Origin of the sequence: Pseudomonas sp. Irchel 3F6 (assembly GCF_900187595.1) — a bacterium.
GTDB classification, from domain to species: domain Bacteria; phylum Pseudomonadota; class Gammaproteobacteria; order Pseudomonadales; family Pseudomonadaceae; genus Aquipseudomonas; species Aquipseudomonas siliginis.
Genome location: NZ_FYDP01000001.1, coordinates 351,869 through 369,154, shown reverse-complemented (window position 1 = coordinate 369,154; position 17,286 = coordinate 351,869). Strand labels below are relative to the sequence as shown.

The 17,286-nt window shown below is 56.9% G+C and carries 19 protein-coding genes; 5 read left to right on the top strand and 14 right to left on the bottom strand.

Annotated elements, in window-relative coordinates:
• Positions 1 to 9 precede the first annotated feature (9 nt).
• From CKW30_RS01635 to CKW30_RS01600, 8 genes are all read right to left on the bottom strand, one after another.
• Entirely contained in the window at positions 10 to 1,155 is a 1,146-nt protein-coding gene (locus CKW30_RS01635) for a sensor histidine kinase (RefSeq protein WP_095179628.1), read from the bottom strand.
• Between the two features lie 274 nt (positions 1,156 to 1,429).
• Entirely contained in the window at positions 1,430 to 2,131 is a 702-nt protein-coding gene (locus CKW30_RS01630) for a DUF695 domain-containing protein (protein ID WP_159894605.1), read from the bottom strand.
• A 164-nt stretch (positions 2,132 to 2,295) separates the two neighbouring features.
• A complete protein-coding gene (locus CKW30_RS01625; RefSeq protein ID WP_095179626.1) occupies positions 2,296 to 2,637 on the bottom strand; it encodes an antibiotic biosynthesis monooxygenase in 342 nt (113 codons plus the stop codon).
• Positions 2,638 to 2,665: 28 nt separating this feature from the next.
• Complete coding sequence (locus tag CKW30_RS01620; RefSeq protein WP_095179625.1) at positions 2,666 to 3,640, bottom strand: zinc-dependent alcohol dehydrogenase family protein; 975 nt, start codon at positions 3,638 to 3,640, stop codon at positions 2,666 to 2,668.
• 63 nt (positions 3,641 to 3,703) lie between these two features.
• Complete coding sequence (locus CKW30_RS01615; protein WP_024012559.1) at positions 3,704 to 4,006, bottom strand: helix-turn-helix transcriptional regulator; 303 nt, start codon at positions 4,004 to 4,006, stop codon at positions 3,704 to 3,706.
• A 107-nt stretch (positions 4,007 to 4,113) separates the two neighbouring features.
• Complete coding sequence (locus CKW30_RS01610) at positions 4,114 to 4,512, bottom strand: nuclear transport factor 2 family protein (protein ID WP_095179624.1); 399 nt, start codon at positions 4,510 to 4,512, stop codon at positions 4,114 to 4,116.
• Positions 4,513 to 4,561: 49 nt separating this feature from the next.
• Positions 4,562 to 5,158, bottom strand: a complete 597-nt coding sequence (locus tag CKW30_RS01605) for an NADPH-dependent F420 reductase (protein WP_218192295.1) — start codon at positions 5,156 to 5,158, stop codon at positions 4,562 to 4,564.
• A gap of 7 nt (positions 5,159 to 5,165) precedes the next feature.
• Positions 5,166 to 5,918: a 3-oxoacyl-ACP reductase family protein gene (locus CKW30_RS01600; RefSeq protein ID WP_041480567.1), complete on the bottom strand. Its 753-nt coding sequence runs from the start codon at positions 5,916 to 5,918 to the stop codon at positions 5,166 to 5,168.
• A gap of 112 nt (positions 5,919 to 6,030) precedes the next feature.
• Between CKW30_RS01600 and CKW30_RS01595 the strand changes: the two genes are divergently transcribed.
• Together CKW30_RS01595 and CKW30_RS01590 are read left to right on the top strand one after the other, a co-directional pair.
• Positions 6,031 to 6,957: a LysR family transcriptional regulator gene (locus CKW30_RS01595; protein ID WP_095179622.1), complete on the top strand. Its 927-nt coding sequence runs from the start codon at positions 6,031 to 6,033 to the stop codon at positions 6,955 to 6,957.
• 168 nt (positions 6,958 to 7,125) lie between these two features.
• Positions 7,126 to 8,085 carry a DMT family transporter gene (locus CKW30_RS01590; RefSeq protein WP_095179621.1) on the top strand — a complete coding sequence of 320 codons (960 nt, stop codon included), beginning with the start codon at positions 7,126 to 7,128 and terminating at the stop codon, positions 8,083 to 8,085.
• A 433-nt stretch (positions 8,086 to 8,518) separates the two neighbouring features.
• On the opposite strand, the gene CKW30_RS01580 is transcribed toward CKW30_RS01590, so the two are convergent.
• The 5 genes from CKW30_RS01580 to CKW30_RS01555 all read right to left on the bottom strand — a co-directional run bounded on the left by CKW30_RS01580 (position 8,519) and on the right by CKW30_RS01555 (position 13,386).
• The gene (locus CKW30_RS01580) at positions 8,519 to 9,175 is read right to left on the bottom strand and encodes a DUF2931 family protein (protein WP_095179619.1); all 657 of its coding nucleotides are present in this window, start codon (positions 9,173 to 9,175) and stop codon (positions 8,519 to 8,521) included.
• Complete coding sequence (locus tag CKW30_RS01575) at positions 9,175 to 10,716, bottom strand: DUF2235 domain-containing protein (protein WP_095179618.1); 1,542 nt, start codon at positions 10,714 to 10,716, stop codon at positions 9,175 to 9,177. Before CKW30_RS01575 ends, CKW30_RS01580 begins: the two co-directional genes overlap by 1 nt.
• A 138-nt stretch (positions 10,717 to 10,854) precedes the next feature.
• Positions 10,855 to 11,214 (bottom strand): DUF6124 family protein, encoded by a 360-nt coding sequence (locus CKW30_RS01570; protein WP_024012551.1) that lies wholly within the window; start codon positions 11,212 to 11,214, stop codon positions 10,855 to 10,857.
• A 620-nt stretch (positions 11,215 to 11,834) separates the two neighbouring features.
• Positions 11,835 to 12,395, bottom strand: a complete 561-nt coding sequence (locus CKW30_RS01560; RefSeq protein WP_095179616.1) for a nucleotidyltransferase family protein — start codon at positions 12,393 to 12,395, stop codon at positions 11,835 to 11,837.
• Positions 12,396 to 12,519: 124 nt separating this feature from the next.
• The gene (locus tag CKW30_RS01555; RefSeq protein ID WP_095179615.1) at positions 12,520 to 13,386 is read right to left on the bottom strand and encodes a LysR family transcriptional regulator; all 867 of its coding nucleotides are present in this window, start codon (positions 13,384 to 13,386) and stop codon (positions 12,520 to 12,522) included.
• A gap of 143 nt (positions 13,387 to 13,529) precedes the next feature.
• Here CKW30_RS01555 and CKW30_RS01550 point away from each other — a divergent pair, with 143 nt between their 5' ends.
• Both CKW30_RS01550 and CKW30_RS01545 read left to right on the top strand, forming a co-directional pair.
• Entirely contained in the window at positions 13,530 to 14,504 is a 975-nt protein-coding gene (locus CKW30_RS01550; protein ID WP_095179614.1) for a hypothetical protein, read from the top strand.
• Positions 14,505 to 14,647: 143 nt separating this feature from the next.
• Positions 14,648 to 15,415, top strand: coding sequence for a TSUP family transporter (locus tag CKW30_RS01545; protein WP_056784810.1), 768 nt, complete (start codon positions 14,648 to 14,650; stop codon positions 15,413 to 15,415).
• 12 nt (positions 15,416 to 15,427) lie between these two features.
• Here the strand turns inward: CKW30_RS01545 and CKW30_RS01540 are convergent, their stop codons facing one another.
• Complete coding sequence (locus tag CKW30_RS01540; RefSeq protein ID WP_095179613.1) at positions 15,428 to 16,372, bottom strand: GlxA family transcriptional regulator; 945 nt, start codon at positions 16,370 to 16,372, stop codon at positions 15,428 to 15,430.
• Between the two features lie 116 nt (positions 16,373 to 16,488).
• Between CKW30_RS01540 and CKW30_RS01535 the strand changes: the two genes are divergently transcribed.
• Entirely contained in the window at positions 16,489 to 17,253 is a 765-nt protein-coding gene (locus tag CKW30_RS01535) for an SDR family oxidoreductase (RefSeq protein WP_095179612.1), read from the top strand.
• The last annotated feature ends 33 nt before the right edge of the window (positions 17,254 to 17,286 follow it).

The window sequence follows — 17,286 nt, the reverse complement described above, 5'->3', positions numbered from 1 at the left end:
TCGATTGGCCTAGATGGTGACGGGGCTTTCTGCATTAACCGGAAGCTTTACGCGAAACACGGTTCCGCCTTCCAGGTCAGAGCTGACCTCGATCGAGCCGGCATGCGAGGCGACGATTTCCGAAGCGATAAACAGGCCTAGACCGAGCCCGGCAACCGGCCCGTGATCAACCACGGAGCGCTGCGAGAAGCGCCCCATCGGGGTGAAGATGAACGGCAATACATCCTCCGGAATCGGTTCACCGCCGTTATGTACGGTGAACACCGCGCAATCCTCGCGGACCTGCAACTCGACCGAGACGGGAAACTTATTGTCGCCGTGGGTCACCGCATTGCTGATGATGTTGGAAAAGACCTGTTCCATCCTGGCGCCATCGAAGGCTCCCATCACCGCTTCCTTCGCATCGAACCGCACGTTGGCCTGCGGATGAAAGGCGCGGATTTCCTCGATCACCCGCTCGCACACAGGGCTGAGATCGATCAGGGATTTTTTCACCGGAATCCCCGGCCCCATCTGGCAGCGCGTCAGATCCAGCAGGTCGCCAACGATCTCGCTGGCGCGCTGCACGCTGGCGTAGATCTGCCGGGCCACCTTGCTGGTGCGCGGGTCGGCAGTCTCTGTACGCCGCAACATATCCGCACCAAGCAGAATCGCCCCCAGTGGCGTGCGCAAGTCATGGCCGAGAATCCCCAGAAACACGTTGCGCGACGCCTCGACGGCGCGCGAGTAGCTGGCAATCGACTCGGCCAGCGCCTGATCGATGGCTTCGTGAAAACGCGTCATGTCGTCGACATTCACCGATTTGCCATCCTTGACCTGACGCAGCCACTGGCTCAGCACACTGGTGCGCAGCGCGCGGTATTCCGACACCATCTGATCGATGGTGAAACCGGCCATCAGCCGCGTCACCGCGTGGGTTTCCGCAGCCGTTTCTTCATCGTCGCGCGGCGCATGACCCTGGGCCTTGGCAATTTGCTCGCTGATGGTCTGCTTGCTCCGCAGATCGATAACGATGGCGTGCAACATCTGCTCGGCGTGATCGCGCAGCGCAGCGTTATCGAGTTCCGCACCTGGTGTCTCGATGGTGCGGGCGAAATCTTCCCAGGCCTGCAGTATCGGCTCTAGGTTTTCGAGAATGAAATCTGGCAGGCGCATGGCTGTAGTCCGCAGGGGAAATTCATCAACGCTAGCAACTGAGCCGGCGCAGATTTCGGAAAGGGCAATTCAGGAGTACAGAAAGTACGGCTGAGGGGATGCAGCCTACCACCAAAGCGCTGGGCTAACGTCGGAGGAAAATCGGTATGCTGAAGAGGTTGCGGTCGGCATGAGATGATCGCTGCGCCCGCAACGAACGCCTCTGAAGCGACTACGGCTACGGACTCCTTGCGATGAGAGAAGTCCGTTTCAAGAGGTTATCCGTTGAGAGTCTTCACTCCAGGCATCGCTTGGGCGTGAGTCGAGGTTGCTCGGCATTCTGCACCTCAGCACTCACATCCGTCTGTTTACGGCTGCTGAACTCGATCGGATAAGGCCCGGTCTGCGCCAGAGCTGCCTGCACACGGCTGACAAAGGCCGCGTCGTCCAAGGTGTAGAAAACCCACACCTGACGCTTTCCGCCGGTGACCGTGCACCCCCACTTTGCGAACCCATCCGCCGTTACGGCCGTCTTAATCAGGCGGTCTACCTGCATCATCCGCGCGGATTCCTTTGAACTCGGCAGGAAGCGATCCGACACGTATTTCCAGCTGATGCGAGCCTTGTAAGGAAATGCCCGGGTATCCTTGAGATTCAGGTCGGAAGGCATGCGAAAACTCGCTGGCATTGGGTCGTCAGGAAAATCAGACGGTTGGAAATCGCTGTCGCCTGGCACGGCCACTTGCCGTTGCGGATTGTCAGCAGGATCATCACTGAGCAGTATTCTGAGCGCTTCAGCTTGGCGCTCTTCCCGCTCGCTCATGCATTTGGCGTAGGCCGTTGTATGCGCTGGACCGGCATCCAGACAAGGATCGCGCTCCACCGGTTTTGGAGTATGGGAGCGCGTGCAGCCGGTAGTGATCAGGCTTGCCAGCAGCAATAGAACAACGGCTGGCCAGATTTCAGGGCGCAGGGAAGCGTGGGGAGTGACTTTCAAGTGGCCTTCCTTGGATGAGTTGCAGTACGAGACATATGGAAAACGGCGCATTTTGCCTGCCACCCCTGCCCCACGAACAGGCCAAAGCGGAATTAAAGTGGCAATTCATCACAAACAGTGCTCGACCAGCCACAGCCGCTTGTGACGAACAGCCACACGCTCCCTCAGATGCCTACGCTGGCTCCGCTGTCCGATACGCCAAAGTCGCCACCCGGAAAAGCACCACCCTCAATGTGGTACACCATCGGTTCCGCCGAAAAATAATCCTCCAACCCCAGCATGAACCGCTGGTGGTCTTCACTCTGCTCAAACCCCGGCGAGTGATCCTCAAGTGACTGCCAGCGCACGATCAAATTGAATTGCTCGGGGGTTTCAATACCTTGCGCCAGCAAGTGGCCGCCGTATCCCTTGGCGCGGGTCAGCAACGGTTCGACTTCGGCAAATGCCCGTCGAAAGGCTTCAGTCTGTTGCGGGTGAACGGGCAGGACTGCGATTTCATAAACCATGATGCTTCTCCAAAATCAGTGAGCGGATTCAGACGATGAGCGTAGGCTCGACGGCGATGGCGATTTTTCCCAGCAGACCGTTGTTGGCGCTCTCCAGTCGAGCGTGGGCGAGCGGGATGTCGGCGAGCGAATAGACGGCGCCCACATGTGGCCGCAACTGGCCGCGCTCGACCAACGCGCTCAATTCATCGAGCTTGCCGCGATTCTGCCGGGTGAAGACGAAGTGGTAACTGGCGTTCTTGCCCCAGGCCTGGACGAGGTTTTGTGGCTGCGCGATGTCGACGATCGAGACCACGCGGCCAAGCTGAGCGAGCACGTCGGCGCTGCGGGACAGGGTATCGCCGCCGATGGTGTCGAACACCACATCAACGCCATGCCCGGCGGTTTCGCGCATGATCGCTTCGACGTAGTCCTCTTGGGTGTAATCGATCACCACGTCGGCACCCAGGCTGCGGACGAACTCGGCGTTGGCCTCGCGCACGGTCGTAAAGACCCTGGCGCCCATGGCTTTGGCCACCTGAATCGCCACATGGCCGACCCCGCCGGCGCCGCCGTGGATCAGAATGCTTTCGCCAACGCGGAGCACGGCGCGCACGGTCAGCGCTTCCCAAACCGTACCGCCGACCAGACTCAGACTGGCCGCCTCGAGGTGGCTCAGAGAAGCAGGCTTCCTGGCGATGATGCTTTCGGCTGCGACGTGGTACTCGGCATAACTGCCCTGCCCGTCGAATATCTGCGGGGTGTACCAGACCTCGTCGCCCGGCGCGAAAGCGCTGACGCCCGGCCCGATGGATTCAACCACGCCCGACACGTCGTGACCGGTAATGGCTGGCAGCGGCACCAGGTCGGGATAGTCACCGCGCCGAACCTGGTAATCCAGCGGATTGATGGAAGTGGCGTGCACTCGGACCAGCACTTGGCCCGCTTGCGGAACCGGTTTGGACACGTCGCTGAGTTCGAACGAATCAGGACCGCCGAAGGATTTCAGAATCATCGCTTTCATGGCAAAACCTCGTATCGATAAAGAGGGATATCGAGAATTCTCGATATCCTGTAGTAAAAAAACTTACAGCTCTTTCCCTATGATCTCTGCAAGCGCGCTGATTGCTGCCTCATTGCGTTTGTAGTAGGTCCATTGACCGATGCGCCGCACTTCCACCAGCCCCACCCGCTGCAACGTGGCCAGATAACTCGACACCGTCGACTGCGACAGGCCGATACCTTCCTGGATACTGCTGACGCAGACACCCTCAACAAGAACGTCACCCTCATCCTGCGGGGGGAAGTTCTTCACGGGATCCTTCAGGCCTTCAAGGATCTTGAGGCGCGTCGGGTTCGAGAGGGCTTTGAAGATTTCGATCAGTTCCATTCGCCGAGGATATCGAGATTCTTCGATATGTCAATGCGGGATATCGATCTGATTGACAGTCGGCGACAGGCGGCAATGGAACCCGATCTGCCGCCCTGCCGGACAGCTCAGCCTTGGGGCGCATCCAGCAACACCCACAACCGCACGATTTTCCCTTCGCTGATTTCTGCCACATCGACGCCGCTGACGATGACCGGCCCATCGCCCGGGCCGGCGTGCCAGCGCAGATAACCCAATCCGTGATGCCCAACTGCAGTTCCCTCCGCAACAAAAGCGAAGTCCGGCCCGAACTGATCCAGCAACGCACCGGCCACTGCCGAAATCGCCGCTTGCCCGGTGACGATGCCAGCCGGTTCATACATCGTCGGTGCCTCTGCAAAAAGCTCCTGCACCGCCGCCAAGCGCCTTTGTGCATCGCGTTGGTTGAACACCCGCTGCAGGTTGGCCCGCAGCAAGGTGTCGTAGTTTTCCACCTCATTGATATTTCGCGAATCTGAGCCAGACATTTTTGAATCCTCGATTGGTATGTGAAGCCCGGTTGCCCGGGCTCGGCGATTAACCATGTTTGACCAGGTTCAAGGCTGGCAACGGTCCGCCCGGAAACTGCGCAAGCATTCCCTGCTGCACACCGCCCAAGTCGATGCCAAAAAACCCCAACTGATCAATCAGCTCCGCAACTCGAGCTTTGCTGGCCGCATCCTCGCCGGAATAAAACAGCACACGCTTGCCGCCCTCGGCGGTGGGATCGCTCAGCAACGCTGCGAGCAAGTGGTTAAACGTCTTAACCACGTGCGCACCGGGCAGCATCTGCGCCACCACTTGCGAAGACGGCTGGCCGCCCAGATCGAACGGTTTGAACAGTGGCGCCTCGATCGGGTTGTTGGCATCGATCACGATGCGCCCATCCCAAGGCCCGAGATCGCGCACCGCGTCGGGGATTTTCGACCAGTTCACCGCCAGAAAAACGATGTCCGCCTGGCTTGCTTGCTGAGCCGTCACCGCTTGTGCGAGTGGACCCAATTCGTCGACCAAACCGGCAAGGCTCTGCGGCCCGCGGCTGTTGGCCAGGCTGACCGGCAGGCCTGCGTTGACGAGCAACCGAGCGATGGCGGTGCCGATGGAGCCAGTACCAATGATGCTGATAATCATGATGCTCTCCTTACGCTGTGAAGCCGCCGTCGACGATTAATTCTGCGCCGGTGACAAACCCTGCCTCTGCACTGGCCAGGTACGCCACCGCGCTGGCAACATCCTTGCCCTCGCCGTACCGCCCCATGGCGATGTTCGGGCGTAGGAAGTCCGCAATAGGCCCGTCGGCCGGGTTCATGTCGCTGTCGGTCGGGCCAGGATGGACTGTGTTCACAGTGATGCCGCGCGGCCCCAGATCGCGCACCAGTCCACGACTGAAACCGGTCAGCGCACCTTTGCTCAGGGTGTAGACGGAGGCGGTAGCGAACGCAGCGTATTGCACCATCGAGCTGCCGATGTGAATGATGCGGCCGCCCTGCCCCATGTGTTTGAGCGCTTGCTGAGTGGCGACGAAGACGCCGGTCACGTTCACCGCAAGGATGCGTTGAAAGTCCTCAAAGGCGATGTCCTCGGGGGCACCGAGCAGGCTGATACCAGCGTTGTTCACCAGAATGTCGATCTTGCCAAAACGCTGTGCAACCTCGGCAATCGCTGCACGTACAGCCTCGGGATTGCCCGCATCGGCCGCCAGCGCCACAGCCTGGCCGCCCGCCGCAACGATTTCCTGCACGACCGCTGCGGCGCGATCTGGCGATGCGTTGTAGGTGATAGCGACGGTTGCGCCATCTGCCGCGAGCCGTTTGGCGATGGCTGCGCCGATGCTGCGTGAGCCACCGGTAACGATGGCGATTTTGCCGGTCAGTGGAAGCGTGGATGTGTTCATGGTCGAGCCTCTGGGTGGTTGAAGTTGATGAGGCTATGAGACGCTTTTTGATCTTCCACCAGTAGTGGAAGACAACTAGAATCACTTTCAATCATTAGTTGAAGGTGCGCGGATGGAAACGTTGGGTAATTTGCTCTCATTCGTGCGCAGCGCCGAGGCAGGAAGCTTCTCTGCGGCGGGGCGCCGCCTGGGCCTGACACCCGCGGCGGTCAGCCGCAATGTCGCGCAATTGGAGGCTAACCTCGGCGTACGCTTGTTTCAGCGCAGCACGCGCAAACTCACGCTGACCGAAGCGGGAGAACGCTTTCTGGCCAATGTCGGTTCAGGACTGGAAAGTGTTCAAGCGGCGATCGCCGATGTGGCCGGCAATGCCGGAGAGCCTTCCGGCACCCTGCGTCTAAGTGCGGCACCGGGTTTTGCCAGGGATTTCCTGCTGCCGCTGATGCCGGAATTTCTCAATCGATATCCCGCCGTGATCCCCGAATGGCATGTCGACAATCGCCAGGTCGATCTCATCGCGGACGGCTTTGATGCGGCTATCGGCGGCGGCATCGAACTCGCGCAAGGTGTGGTCGCCAGAGCCATCGCCCCGGCGCATCTGATTCTGGTGGCCTCGCGGGAGTATCTGTCGGGGCGCCCGCGCGTCCAGCGCATTGAAGAGCTGTCGACGCTGAATCACCTGGCCATGCGCTCGGTGCAGACCGGCAAGGTGCGTAGCTGGATGCTGCAAGGCCCCGACGGGCAACGAGCGCCCCTCGAGTTGACGCCGCGCCTGTTGGTCAACGATCCGCAGGCGCTGTGTCAGTGCGCGCGCTTGGGATTAGGGGTTGCGCTGTTGGCGGTTCCGGATGTGCTGCCGTATCTGCAGGACGGTACGCTGGAAAGGGTTTTGCCCGATTGGTATGTCGATGCAGGGCAGATCTATTTGTACTTTTCCAGCCAGAAACTATTGCCAGCAAAAACCCGGGCTTTTGTGGATTTTCTGGTCGGTCAGGCTCGAGAGGATGGGTGGGCAATTCGACTCGATGCTCGGGTTTAACGAGCAAGTTATACGACCTCTAAGATCTAAGCAGCACCACAACCAAGCGATTTTACAAGCCTTTCAAGCTTGCCGGCCCCGCTCGATTACGGTACAAATCTGGCAGTTGTACGACAACATAATAAAAACCTGAGCCACCCCGAGTGGCTATCATTTTTGAGATCTGCCATGTCCCGTCCTGAGTTTGCGCCAACCGTACCGCCGCCCTTCCCCCGTTATCTCGCCGTGATCATTCTGTTGTGCATGGGTTGTGCGTTCGCCGGCAACCACGTCGCGGCACGGGTCGCTTTTGATGATGGCGCGGGCGTGTTGCTGGCGATTCTGATGCGCTCGGGCGGGACCTTGCTGGTGCTGGCCATTCTCGTCCTGTGGCAGCGGCAAAGTCTGCGTCTGCCGGCGGGCGCTTGGCGTTGGCAATTACTGTTGGGGCTGTTGATCACCGCGCAGAGCCTATGTCTGTACTCCGCTGTCGCGCGGGTCCCGGTCGCTTTGGCCCTGCTGGTGGCCAACGTGTTTCCGATCCTGCTCGCCTTGCTGACCTGGGCGCTGGGCGGCCCACGACCAAGCGCGCGCACCGCGATGTTGATGGGCTTGATTCTCATGGGATTGGTGTTCGTACTGGACGTCCCCGGACGTCTGTCAGACAGCGCCAGCGTCGGCCCGGAATGGCTACTGGGCGTCGCACTCGCCTTCTGCGCCGCCAGCGTATTCGCCTGCGCGCTGTGGATCACTGATCACAAGCTGTCGCAAGTGCGCGGCTCGGTGCGCAGCCTGCTGACCATCTTCATCGTCTTCAGCAGCGTCAACCTGGCCGGCCTGACCGGCGCCCTCCCCGGCGGACTCAACCTCCCCGCCACCTCAACCGGCTGGCTGGCCCTTGCCACGCTCGTCGTGCTCTATGGGACCGGCTTCATTGTGTTGTTCATTTCCGTACCCAGGCTGGACATGCCACGCAACGCACCGGTGATGAACATTGAGCCATTGGCGACGTTGTTGATGGGCTGGATTGTGCTGGATCAGATGCTTAGCAGAGGACAGATCATCGGTGGCGTGATTGTGGTGAGCGGGATTGTTTTGCTGACGTATCGCAAAGCGGCGTTGAAGGTTGGGGTGAAGGCTGAGGTTTGAGGGGGTGTGGTGGCGGGACTCTTGGTTGGCGAGTCCTGCTTATCGCCCCCGGCTCGATACCGGATCAGCAGAATTGCAGGCTCTCGAGGTCTACCTGGACATAGCTTCCTATTTCACCCTTGTAGAGATAAATCGCAGTTACCTCCAGCTCCGTTCGTAAGAATTCCGCTAGCGTTCTGAGTCTGGTGCTTGTGGTCATGGCAGGGCGTACAACCGTCGCGCTACCGGGTTGGTCATCGTAAGTTCTGACGAGAAACTGATCGACACCATCCAGAATCAGGTAATTGAACCCTCGATACTCATAGCCTGCGTCGTAGTCGACATCATCGAAACGGTCGGCCTTTCCTATTCTCAAGACGCCGCCCCTAATTCAACTCAAAAGAAGTGAAACGGTCTAGCACTTGAAAAGTGGACGGCGCTCCATCCACGTCATTTACCAACTACCGTACGGGATGCCGAACTTATCAATGTAACGCTTGGCCTTCTCACTCACGGGATAGGCATAGCGCCCGCCATGCTTGCCCTGCTCCGGGCCGAGAGGTTCGAGTTCGCCTTGAGCATGGGAGACTTTTATCGGGCGGTGGCAGGAGTCCCTGACCCACGCTTGAAGCACTCCCCCCGGGGCGAGCCCCACAAGCAGCGTTGCGGAGTAACGTGCGGTTCTTTCGGGAGTCTTCGGGCACCGCTGATGTGTGGACAGCACCATCAGTTGCCTCGCTTCCTCTGGAATCTCTATGAAGCCTTTATAGGTTTTCTGCTCCGATATCGACTGCCAACGGACAAAAATCATTCGAGGAAGGTCAGCACCGGTAACCAAAACTCCAGAACCACCGACTGTTCCCCAACCACGGGCAGACTCCGTCCCATCTTCTGGTTCGCCTCCGGGAGCGGATTTTCCACCGACTCTGAAAAACATTCTGTTATTGATATCCAGCACCGAGCTGTCCTCAACCCAGATCTTCATGTAATTCGGCTCAACGAATCCTATTTGCCACCAAGGAGACTTGGGGTCATTTTCTCCACTTTCGAAACCTCCTTTCTGGCAGCCCATTAACAATAAGGCGACAAGCAGAGCGATTACAGACTTCATTACCAGAGCTTCCAATCAGCTACGTGAGGATGTTGTACACGGATCGCGTCTTCCGTCGGGGCGTTGATGTAAACAGCATCAATACCGCTCCCGTCTCTTCTTCCAAGGGGATGATTCCAGTTTGCAGAGGTATGAATGTACTTCAGCTTGAGCAAAGCCTCTTCTTCTGCAGTTGTTCTGTAGTTTCCGGTGAGAAATCGGTCACAAAGAGGTTGCAGCTCTGCCGGCACGGAGTATTCGTCATCTTCCGGTATATCAATGAATTGAACACCCTTTTCTTTTGCCAGCTGATACATGACTTTTAAATAAACTCTCGAAAGTTTTCCACTCACCGGACGTTTCAATTGTAGAGCGGCATATACGCGCTTCTGCCCCGGTGAAAGCCTGTCTTGATGCTCTTGCGGAATTTCCAAGGAAGCCGGGGTAACAATATCCAGCAGATGCGCAGGCCATCCTTTAGCAAGCCACTCGCTTTTTACGCGCGCGGCGTCGTGATAAATCGACGTCGTTGAAACGTCTACGTACCGAGGTACATCGAGAGTTTGCATCGGACTGACAAGCACGCGTTCCTCTACTTCATCAAGATAGCTGCCGCCAATATCCGAATGAACCCCGGGAAGAGTGTACTCAGGGTGCGCGGGCTTCACTCGGCTGAGCGCAAAATTAGCGCGACACTCATCACGCGCTACGAGATGTACGACATCCGTGAAGTATTGACGGTCCAGGTAAAGCCTCACACCGGGAGCTATAGGACTTTTCACCCGGCCAAGATTGGTGAAGCCGGCAATTGAGGGCACCGTGTCAAAGAGCCCGATGAAACCCATTTTGATGCCGTTTCCGTATTTATTATCAAAGGTGCGACTGAAATCTGCGGCGTTCCGGTTTAGGAGATCTCCTAAAGCTCCTTGCTTACCCCTCACCACTTCATTTGCGAAGTGCCGTGCAGCAGCAGCCCCACGACTGAAGCCAAATGTATCGAACGTCAGGGACGCAATTTCACTGTCGGGGTTCTCTTGCAGTGCCTCTTCGATAGCTTGTTTTATCTGCGTGAAGGACGCTTGTACGCGACTCGTAACACCAGTCTCACCTCGCCCCGTTCCAGCACCTACAGCGCTATCCATCTGATTGCTTTCAGTGCCTATACCTTCGACATATATTGGGCTTGAGACGTACTTAAGAAAGCCATCGCCTTCGGCTTTCTGGGTCTTTTTATACAGAGAAAACAATTTCTTGATATTCGTAGGCCCGGCACCATAACTGCTGTCCGGATCTCCCATATAGGGCTGACAACTGGGAGGAATATCCTCCGGCGCAATCGGATGCTGAGCACCACACAACAACCCCGCAGCAGAGTTGTTCGCATTGTTGCCTGTGCCATCAAAGAAAACGCCGATCCTCAACGCAATGCCTATCTTCACAGGCTCGCGCGCGGGCTCTTTCCCGTGCTTCTCATATTCGGCCCAGTGCTGGGCGTGCAGGTCGACGGGTTTGGCTTGTTCGTAGCGGTAGTTTTTCGGCGGGTTTGGAACGTAACCACTCAATCCTTGATTCCTTGTTCTGATCCTTGAAGAACGGCCCGAAGGGTGACAGTCGAGCCCGGGTGGTGCAAGCCGTGGCCGTGTGCCAGCCGTGGTGCGCCCGGGTGTTGCGACGAGATTTTGCGCTCGTCGCATTGCGGGTTATTTGGCTATTTCGACTTTGTCCAAAGCCTGATTGACCGCGATTTCGCCGAGCATGACGACCTGGGCGATGCCTAGAAGGGTTTTGCGGCGCGGGTTGTCGAGCAGCGCGGCGAAGTCGTAGAGCATGGTGGTGGCCGAGCCGAGGGATTCGCTGGCGTTGGCCAGCAGGGATTCGGTGTCGTATTTCGGGTTGGCGAGGAACATCTGTTCCGGGGTGTTGGTGCTGGCCAGGATGTCTGCCGGGCCGAGGTAGTGATCGAGGGCGCGTTCGGCGGCTTCGTGGAGTTTTTTCGATGCACTTGATTCGTAGGGGGATGCGGGGTCGGTGGTTGGGGGATTGGGTGTGACCTTGAACATGGTGAAACTCCTGATTATTCGTCTGGAGCTGCCAACATCACTTGCAGATGATGGGTGGCAGCTGTGCGCGGGTCTGCAAGACCGGGAAATCAGGAACCCGGCAGACCCGAAGGTCTCCCGCACAAAGCCGCCATTGAGCGGACACGAACGAATGTCCTTTGGCAGGGGTATGCGACTGATTTCCGACGGGCTTGCAGACCCGATCACTGATGAGCAGTGACAGGAATCAAGTTACGGAGGGAACGGCAGACGCACAAGCCGGCGGATTCTGGCGTAGTCGTAGGGAATGGCGCAAGGCGTTGTAGCCGTTTGCTTAATGCTTGATTTACTGTTTAAACGGGCTAAGGGTTTTCTGTTTATGTGGCGGTGAATGGGCTGGCGTCATCGCGAACAGGCTCACTCCTACAAGGGGATCAGGCGATGGGCAGTCACAGCATTCTGCTCCTGCACATTCAACTGTCGCTTCTTAAGCAGCGGGTCAATCTCCATTTTGCTCCTCGGTCGTGTGCCGCTAGTTGTCCCTGGTACTTCAAAGCCTCAATCAAAAACCCGAGCGCTCTACGAAAGGTCGGGATGCATAAAGATTTCCTTATCGGTTTAAACGATCAATCGGGGCGGCATCAACCCTGCGTTACGAGCGTCAATTTCGGCCAGATCTCGAGCCATCTCTTCGACTGCAGGCGCTCCAGAAACACCACGTATTTATCACTTTCAAATCGGGCGGTTGGCCGCACTTTCAGCGCAAACAAATCCTCCAGCCCCAACGGCGCCGAAACCTCTATCGCACCATGCCGATCAAGCCTGACACCTACTGCCGTAGCAGTTTCCGGCCAGAACGTCATTGCATCCGCAGCCGCCCCATAAGGCGCATCGGCGTTCCGCTGGTGCATGCGTGCCTGGTTTTTCACCGACCACTTCAAGTCACTGCACAGTGCTGCAAGCTCGACCTCCACGGCCAAATCCGTTTGATCACCGGGACGTGTTCTGTCAAACCATATGACATCAATGTCCTCGGGCAACGGCGAAGGTTGGCGCTGATGCAGATGATCCCAAACCAGGCTGCGCACAAAACCTGCGGCAACCCAGCAGTCCGGCAAGTTGAGATCCCTGACTATGCGCAAGATGTGCATGCGGACGAGATCTTCAGCAATCAGATCCCGCAGTTGCGCTTCCAGATTCATTTATTTCAATCCAATGACCATGGTTGCGAGAGCCTATCAGTGGTCTCTGTAAGCGCTCGGTCCCTTGTGCTGAATGACGAGTGCAGGCGAACTTTGCAGGATAGGGCCAACTGCCGCCCACTTCTCAAACCTTGAACTCTTCCTTGAGCAAATCGGCAAACTTGTCTTTTGCGCGATGAGATTCAACGTGCCTGTTCCAGATAAAATAATTCTGCACAGGCTTTAAGTCATTGAAGAAGAATCCTTGAATACCGCCGAGCTGGCGGAACTGTTCAAACATGCCTCTGGGCACCAACGATATCCCGGCGCCTGAACTTACGCAGCCAAGGATGGTGCCATAACTGGCTATGCTTGTTATCGGATTGAAAACTTTGTACCGCTCCAGCCAGGTTACCAAAGCCTTTCTGTAGGGACATCCTTCAGGCCACATGAATAAATCCACACCGCGCAGGTCCTCTGGCTGGTTTATCACCCCCGCGGACGGCGAGGCAATCACCACTAGATCCTCTTCATAGATCTCCAGACTCTCGATGTCCGGATGTTCTGGCCTGACGGCAATTATTGCCCCGTCCAACGTGTAGTTGACCACTTCTGCGGATAATTGTGACCAATCGCCAGTGCTGAATTGCATTTGTACAGCCGGATAAAGTTGATGAAACCTGGATAGCACTTTGGGTAACCGGCCGGTAGCGGATGATTCTATGGCACCAATCCTGAGTTCTCCCGAAGGAGCTGACGACGGATCAAGCGCTCGTTGCGATTCTTCGCACAAAGACAGGATTTTGTTGGTATAGCCGAGAAAAAGCCGACCTGAAGGGCTGATGATCAATCCTCTGCCTTTCCTTATAAACAGGTCAACTCCAAGCTCACGTTCCAGAAGCTTGATGCGGTTGGTGATGTTGGACGGCACGCAGTGCAATCGCTCCGAGGCACGGACGATACTGCCCAGATCGGCTACTGCCTTGAACATGACCAGTTGCGAAAACTCCATGTAAACGCTCATTAAAAATGAATGATTTGGTCAGTATAAGTCACTTGTCGCAGGCCAACAAATCGGGCTAATTTCGCCGCTGCAAGGCAAGAAAGTGCGTTAAAACCAAACATTTCATAGGTCTTTAGGGAGAAGGACACATCATGAGCTCAGCATCGCCACAGAGTCGTTTGGAACCGCTTGAACATAAATCCATGCAAGAATTTGGCGAGACATTTATCCAGGCCCTGCCCAAGCACATACGCAACTTGAAAATTCCCGGACGTACCTTAGAAGAAAACCAACGGCGTCAACCGTTGCTGGCCTGCGTCGGCAACGTTGCTGAGATACAGGACGCCATGCTTGAGGTACTCAATCATTCCATCACGCAAGACGCGCAACTGGCGGCTGAAAGCGCATTCAGGGCGTTCCTCGAAAAGCCAGTAATAGACTCGTCGGTATTGAGCTTTTTCAATGGGTGGAATGAAACCCATAAAACCACCAGCCTTGTCTCGGCAAAAATCATCATGCGCCTGTCGGCGGATGCGATATCGGTATCTGCCGACAGACGTGAGGGTTACCACAATGTCATGGCGCATATGCATGAAGTGGCGAAAGATGATTTCGGTCTTGGACATCAGGGCCATGACGGAATGTACAACTACATGACTGCAGCTTTTGGTGCGTCAGCCTGGGTTGAAGAACAATTCAAAATTGCTGAATGCAATGACTTCGCGGACTTCCTATACAACACCGGGGTCGCCAAGCATAAAACGGCACTAAACTCGCAGGAACACAAATCTTCAATTATGGATGCGATGATGGTTTCAATCTCATCTGAACTGTGGAACGGTCGTGAATACAATTTCATCGCTCAATATATTGAAGCAAAGCTCCTCGCGGCCAATCCGTTCTTGAGGACAAACACGCAAAACCTGCGTAACGCCAAAGGCTACGTAATGGGGCACTCCGGAGAAGTTGAGAACAAACACGGATTGCATGCCTTGGCGGCCGCGCAAGCTTACGGTCAGACGGTAGGTCTGGAATTCAAGCCTGCGCGACTGAAGGGCATCATGCTCAATTACAATGAAAGAGTCGGCAATGCATTCTCCGCCATGCATCGGATTATGACCTGTTGATCTCTATGGATTAACGAAGCATGCCGATGAACTCTCATAATGTGAGCTTGGAGAATGATCGGCATGTTTTGACGATATTTAAACCAAACCACGAGCGACTCATGAACCTTCCGGCCAAATGACGTTCCGCAGGGATCTATCGCATGGATGTTGAACACGCTGTTCTTGCATTGGGTTTCTTCGCGTTTTGTGGTGGCCTGATAGACGCTGCGGTCGGTGGCGGGGGCCTGGTACAGGTGCCGGCACTTCTACATGCTCTACCCCAGTACAGCCTTGCCACCATTTTCGGCACCAACAAACTGGCCGTTCTGGCAGGCAATATTTCATCAATATCGGGTTACCTGAAGCGCATAAAAATTCGCTGGAATTTAATGCTTCCGACCATGCTCGCCGCTTTTTTATTTTCTTTTCTCGGAGCTCTCTCGGTATCCCTTGTTCCTAAAAGATTGATGGAGATCGTTGTCTTTTTCATATTGATAGTCATGGCTATCTACACGTTTATGGAAAAAAAACTTGGTTTGGCAGGCAAAGACCGCCACTTCGGAACGAAAGACATTTGCCTTGGAGTTTTCTTTGGCAGCCTGATCGGTTTCTACGATGGTGTCTTCGGCCCGGGCAGTGGCAGCCTGCTGCTGTTTATCTTCGTCAAGGTCTTTGGCTTTGATTTCCTCAATGCATCAGCCTCTGCAAAACTGGTCAACCTGGGGACGTTCAGCGCTGCGCTCATATTTTTTATCCCCTCCGGTAATGTCTTGTGGGCGATTGGCGGCATAGTTGCTTTATGCAATATGGCCGGTGCACTGACCGGTGTCTTTTTGGCATTACGTTATGGAAGCAGTTTCATCAGAGTTTTTTTCCTGATCCTGCTCGTATTCCTGATCGGCAGAATGGGGGTCAACATTTTTTCGTAGACCCTGGTCACGTCATACCATCCGCCGCGAATCGCGCCGCACCGCCTGCGGCGGCACGCCAAACCCGCGCATGAACACCTCGCGCATGTGCCGGCGGTCACGAAACCCGGTTTCTCTGGCGACCACATCCAGACTGTGACTGCTTTGCTCGATCAGCAAACGCGCTGCTTCCAGCCTTAGGCTCTCTATCGCCTTGGCTGGAGACTGGCCGGTTTCGGCGGTAAACACCCGGGTGAATTGCCGCGGACTCAGGTGCACCACCTCGGCCAGTTCTTCGACACTCAGCGGGCGATTGAGGTGCTTGCGCGCGTAATCCAGCGCACTCTGAATGCGATCGGATTTGGGTGACAGCGACAGCAATTCCGAGTGCTGCGACTGCCCGCCCGAGCGGCGCTGATGCATCACCAGCCGATGGGCCACCGAGCGCGCAATGTCGCTGCCCAGATCTTTTTCAACCATGCCCAACGCCATGTCGACACCAGCGGTCATGCCCGCCGACGTCCACACCGGGCCGTCGATAATAAAGATCCGGTCGTCCTCGACATTCACCGAGGGATGCATCCTGCGCAGCGCCGGGGCGAACGCCCAGTGCGTGGTCACGCGGCGATTATCCAGTACACCGGCCTGCGCCAGTACGAACGAGCCGGTGCAGATGCCGGCCACGCGGCGTGCGCCGTCGGCGAGCCCGCGCACGCTGTGCAGCACGTCAGCATCGGGCGGCGTCATCGGTGTCAGCGTTCCCGCCACCAGCCAACTGTCGGCCAGCCCCGCTTGCGTCAGCGGCAACGTATCGACGTGCAAGCCCAGCGAGGAGCTGACGATGCCGCCGGCCTGGGAAAAGTTCTGCACCTTGTACACGGCTTTGCCGGTGACGATGTTGGCGAACTCGAACACCGACTGGGTCGCCAGCGCCATGACCTGAAAACCTTCCGTGAGCAGATAGCCGACTCGATGCATGGTCGCGCTCCGTTTGTTGAATGTCCTGAAACACTACCACATACGTCATTCAGGTCGGAGCAGGTTTTCTCCATCATGGTTCACATGCCAATCAATCCACTTGCGGGACGCAGCTCATGAAACTTGAAGCCAACACGATCTTCATCACCGGCGGCACTTCCGGCATCGGCCGCGCACTGGCCGAGGCCCTGCATCAGCGCGGCAACAAGGTCATCATCGCTGGCCGTCGCCAGGCCCTGCTGGCAGAGATTGCCCAGGCCAACCCGGGCATCGATACCGTGCAGCTGGACATCAACGATGCGCAGCAGATCAACGACGTCGCCGCCGAAGTCATCCGCCGCCATCCGTCGTTGAACGTAATCATCAACAACGCCGGGATCATGCCCTTCGACAACGCGGGTTCCGGCGACTACGACGATGAACAGGCCGTCGGTCTGTTGCAGACCAACCTGCTCGGCCCGGTGCGCGTCAGCGCGGCGTTCGTCGAACACCTCAAGCGCCAGCCCGAGGCCTACATCATCAACAACAGCTCGGTGCTGGCCTACCTGCCGCTGGCGACCACGGCGCTGTATTCGGCGACCAAAGCGGCGATCCATTCCTACTCGCTGTCGCAACGTTTCATGCTGCGCGACACCAGCGTCAAGGTCCTGGAAATCGCGCCACCTTGGGTCGATACCGACCTGATCCACAAGAGCGGCGACGAGCGCGCCATGCCGCTGGACGAGTTCATCGAGGAAACCCTGATCAAGCTGGAAACCGCCACCACCGAAGTGCTGGTCGACCGAGTGCTGCCGCTGCGAGCCAACCAGGGCGCGAACGAGCACGGGTTGATCGAGCAGTTCAACCTGTCGCTGCTGGAAAATCCTATTCCGGTGGCCTGAACTCACCGACAGAAACATCCGGGCTCAATGCCC

Bases quoted from the DNA above. Each gene is read 5' to 3' on its own strand.
- CKW30_RS01635 (WP_095179628.1), bottom strand. From the start codon at position 1,155: ATGCGCCTGCCAGATTTCATTCTCGAAAACCTAGAGCCGATACTGCAG.
- CKW30_RS01610 (WP_095179624.1), bottom strand. From the start codon at position 4,512: ATGTCTGGCTCAGATTCGCGAAATATCAATGAGGTGGAAAACTACGAC.
- CKW30_RS01540 (WP_095179613.1), bottom strand. From the start codon at position 16,372: ATGCATCGAGTCGGCTATCTGCTCACGGAAGGTTTTCAGGTCATGGCG.
- CKW30_RS01595 (WP_095179622.1), top strand. From the start codon at position 6,031: ATGGAAACGTTGGGTAATTTGCTCTCATTCGTGCGCAGCGCCGAGGCA.
- CKW30_RS01600 (WP_041480567.1), bottom strand. From the start codon at position 5,918: ATGAACACATCCACGCTTCCACTGACCGGCAAAATCGCCATCGTTACC.
- CKW30_RS01615 (WP_024012559.1), bottom strand. From the start codon at position 4,006: ATGGAACTGATCGAAATCTTCAAAGCCCTCTCGAACCCGACGCGCCTC.
- CKW30_RS01545 (WP_056784810.1), top strand. From the start codon at position 14,648: ATGGATGTTGAACACGCTGTTCTTGCATTGGGTTTCTTCGCGTTTTGT.
- CKW30_RS01535 (WP_095179612.1), top strand. From the start codon at position 16,489: ATGAAACTTGAAGCCAACACGATCTTCATCACCGGCGGCACTTCCGGC.
- CKW30_RS01555 (WP_095179615.1), bottom strand. From the start codon at position 13,386: ATGGAGTTTTCGCAACTGGTCATGTTCAAGGCAGTAGCCGATCTGGGC.
- CKW30_RS01620 (WP_095179625.1), bottom strand. From the start codon at position 3,640: ATGAAAGCGATGATTCTGAAATCCTTCGGCGGTCCTGATTCGTTCGAA.
- CKW30_RS01590 (WP_095179621.1), top strand. From the start codon at position 7,126: ATGTCCCGTCCTGAGTTTGCGCCAACCGTACCGCCGCCCTTCCCCCGT.
- CKW30_RS01580 (WP_095179619.1), bottom strand. From the start codon at position 9,175: ATGAAGTCTGTAATCGCTCTGCTTGTCGCCTTATTGTTAATGGGCTGC.
- CKW30_RS01570 (WP_024012551.1), bottom strand. From the start codon at position 11,214: ATGTTCAAGGTCACACCCAATCCCCCAACCACCGACCCCGCATCCCCC.
- CKW30_RS01560 (WP_095179616.1), bottom strand. From the start codon at position 12,395: ATGAATCTGGAAGCGCAACTGCGGGATCTGATTGCTGAAGATCTCGTC.
- CKW30_RS01625 (WP_095179626.1), bottom strand. From the start codon at position 2,637: ATGGTTTATGAAATCGCAGTCCTGCCCGTTCACCCGCAACAGACTGAA.
- CKW30_RS01550 (WP_095179614.1), top strand. From the start codon at position 13,530: ATGAGCTCAGCATCGCCACAGAGTCGTTTGGAACCGCTTGAACATAAA.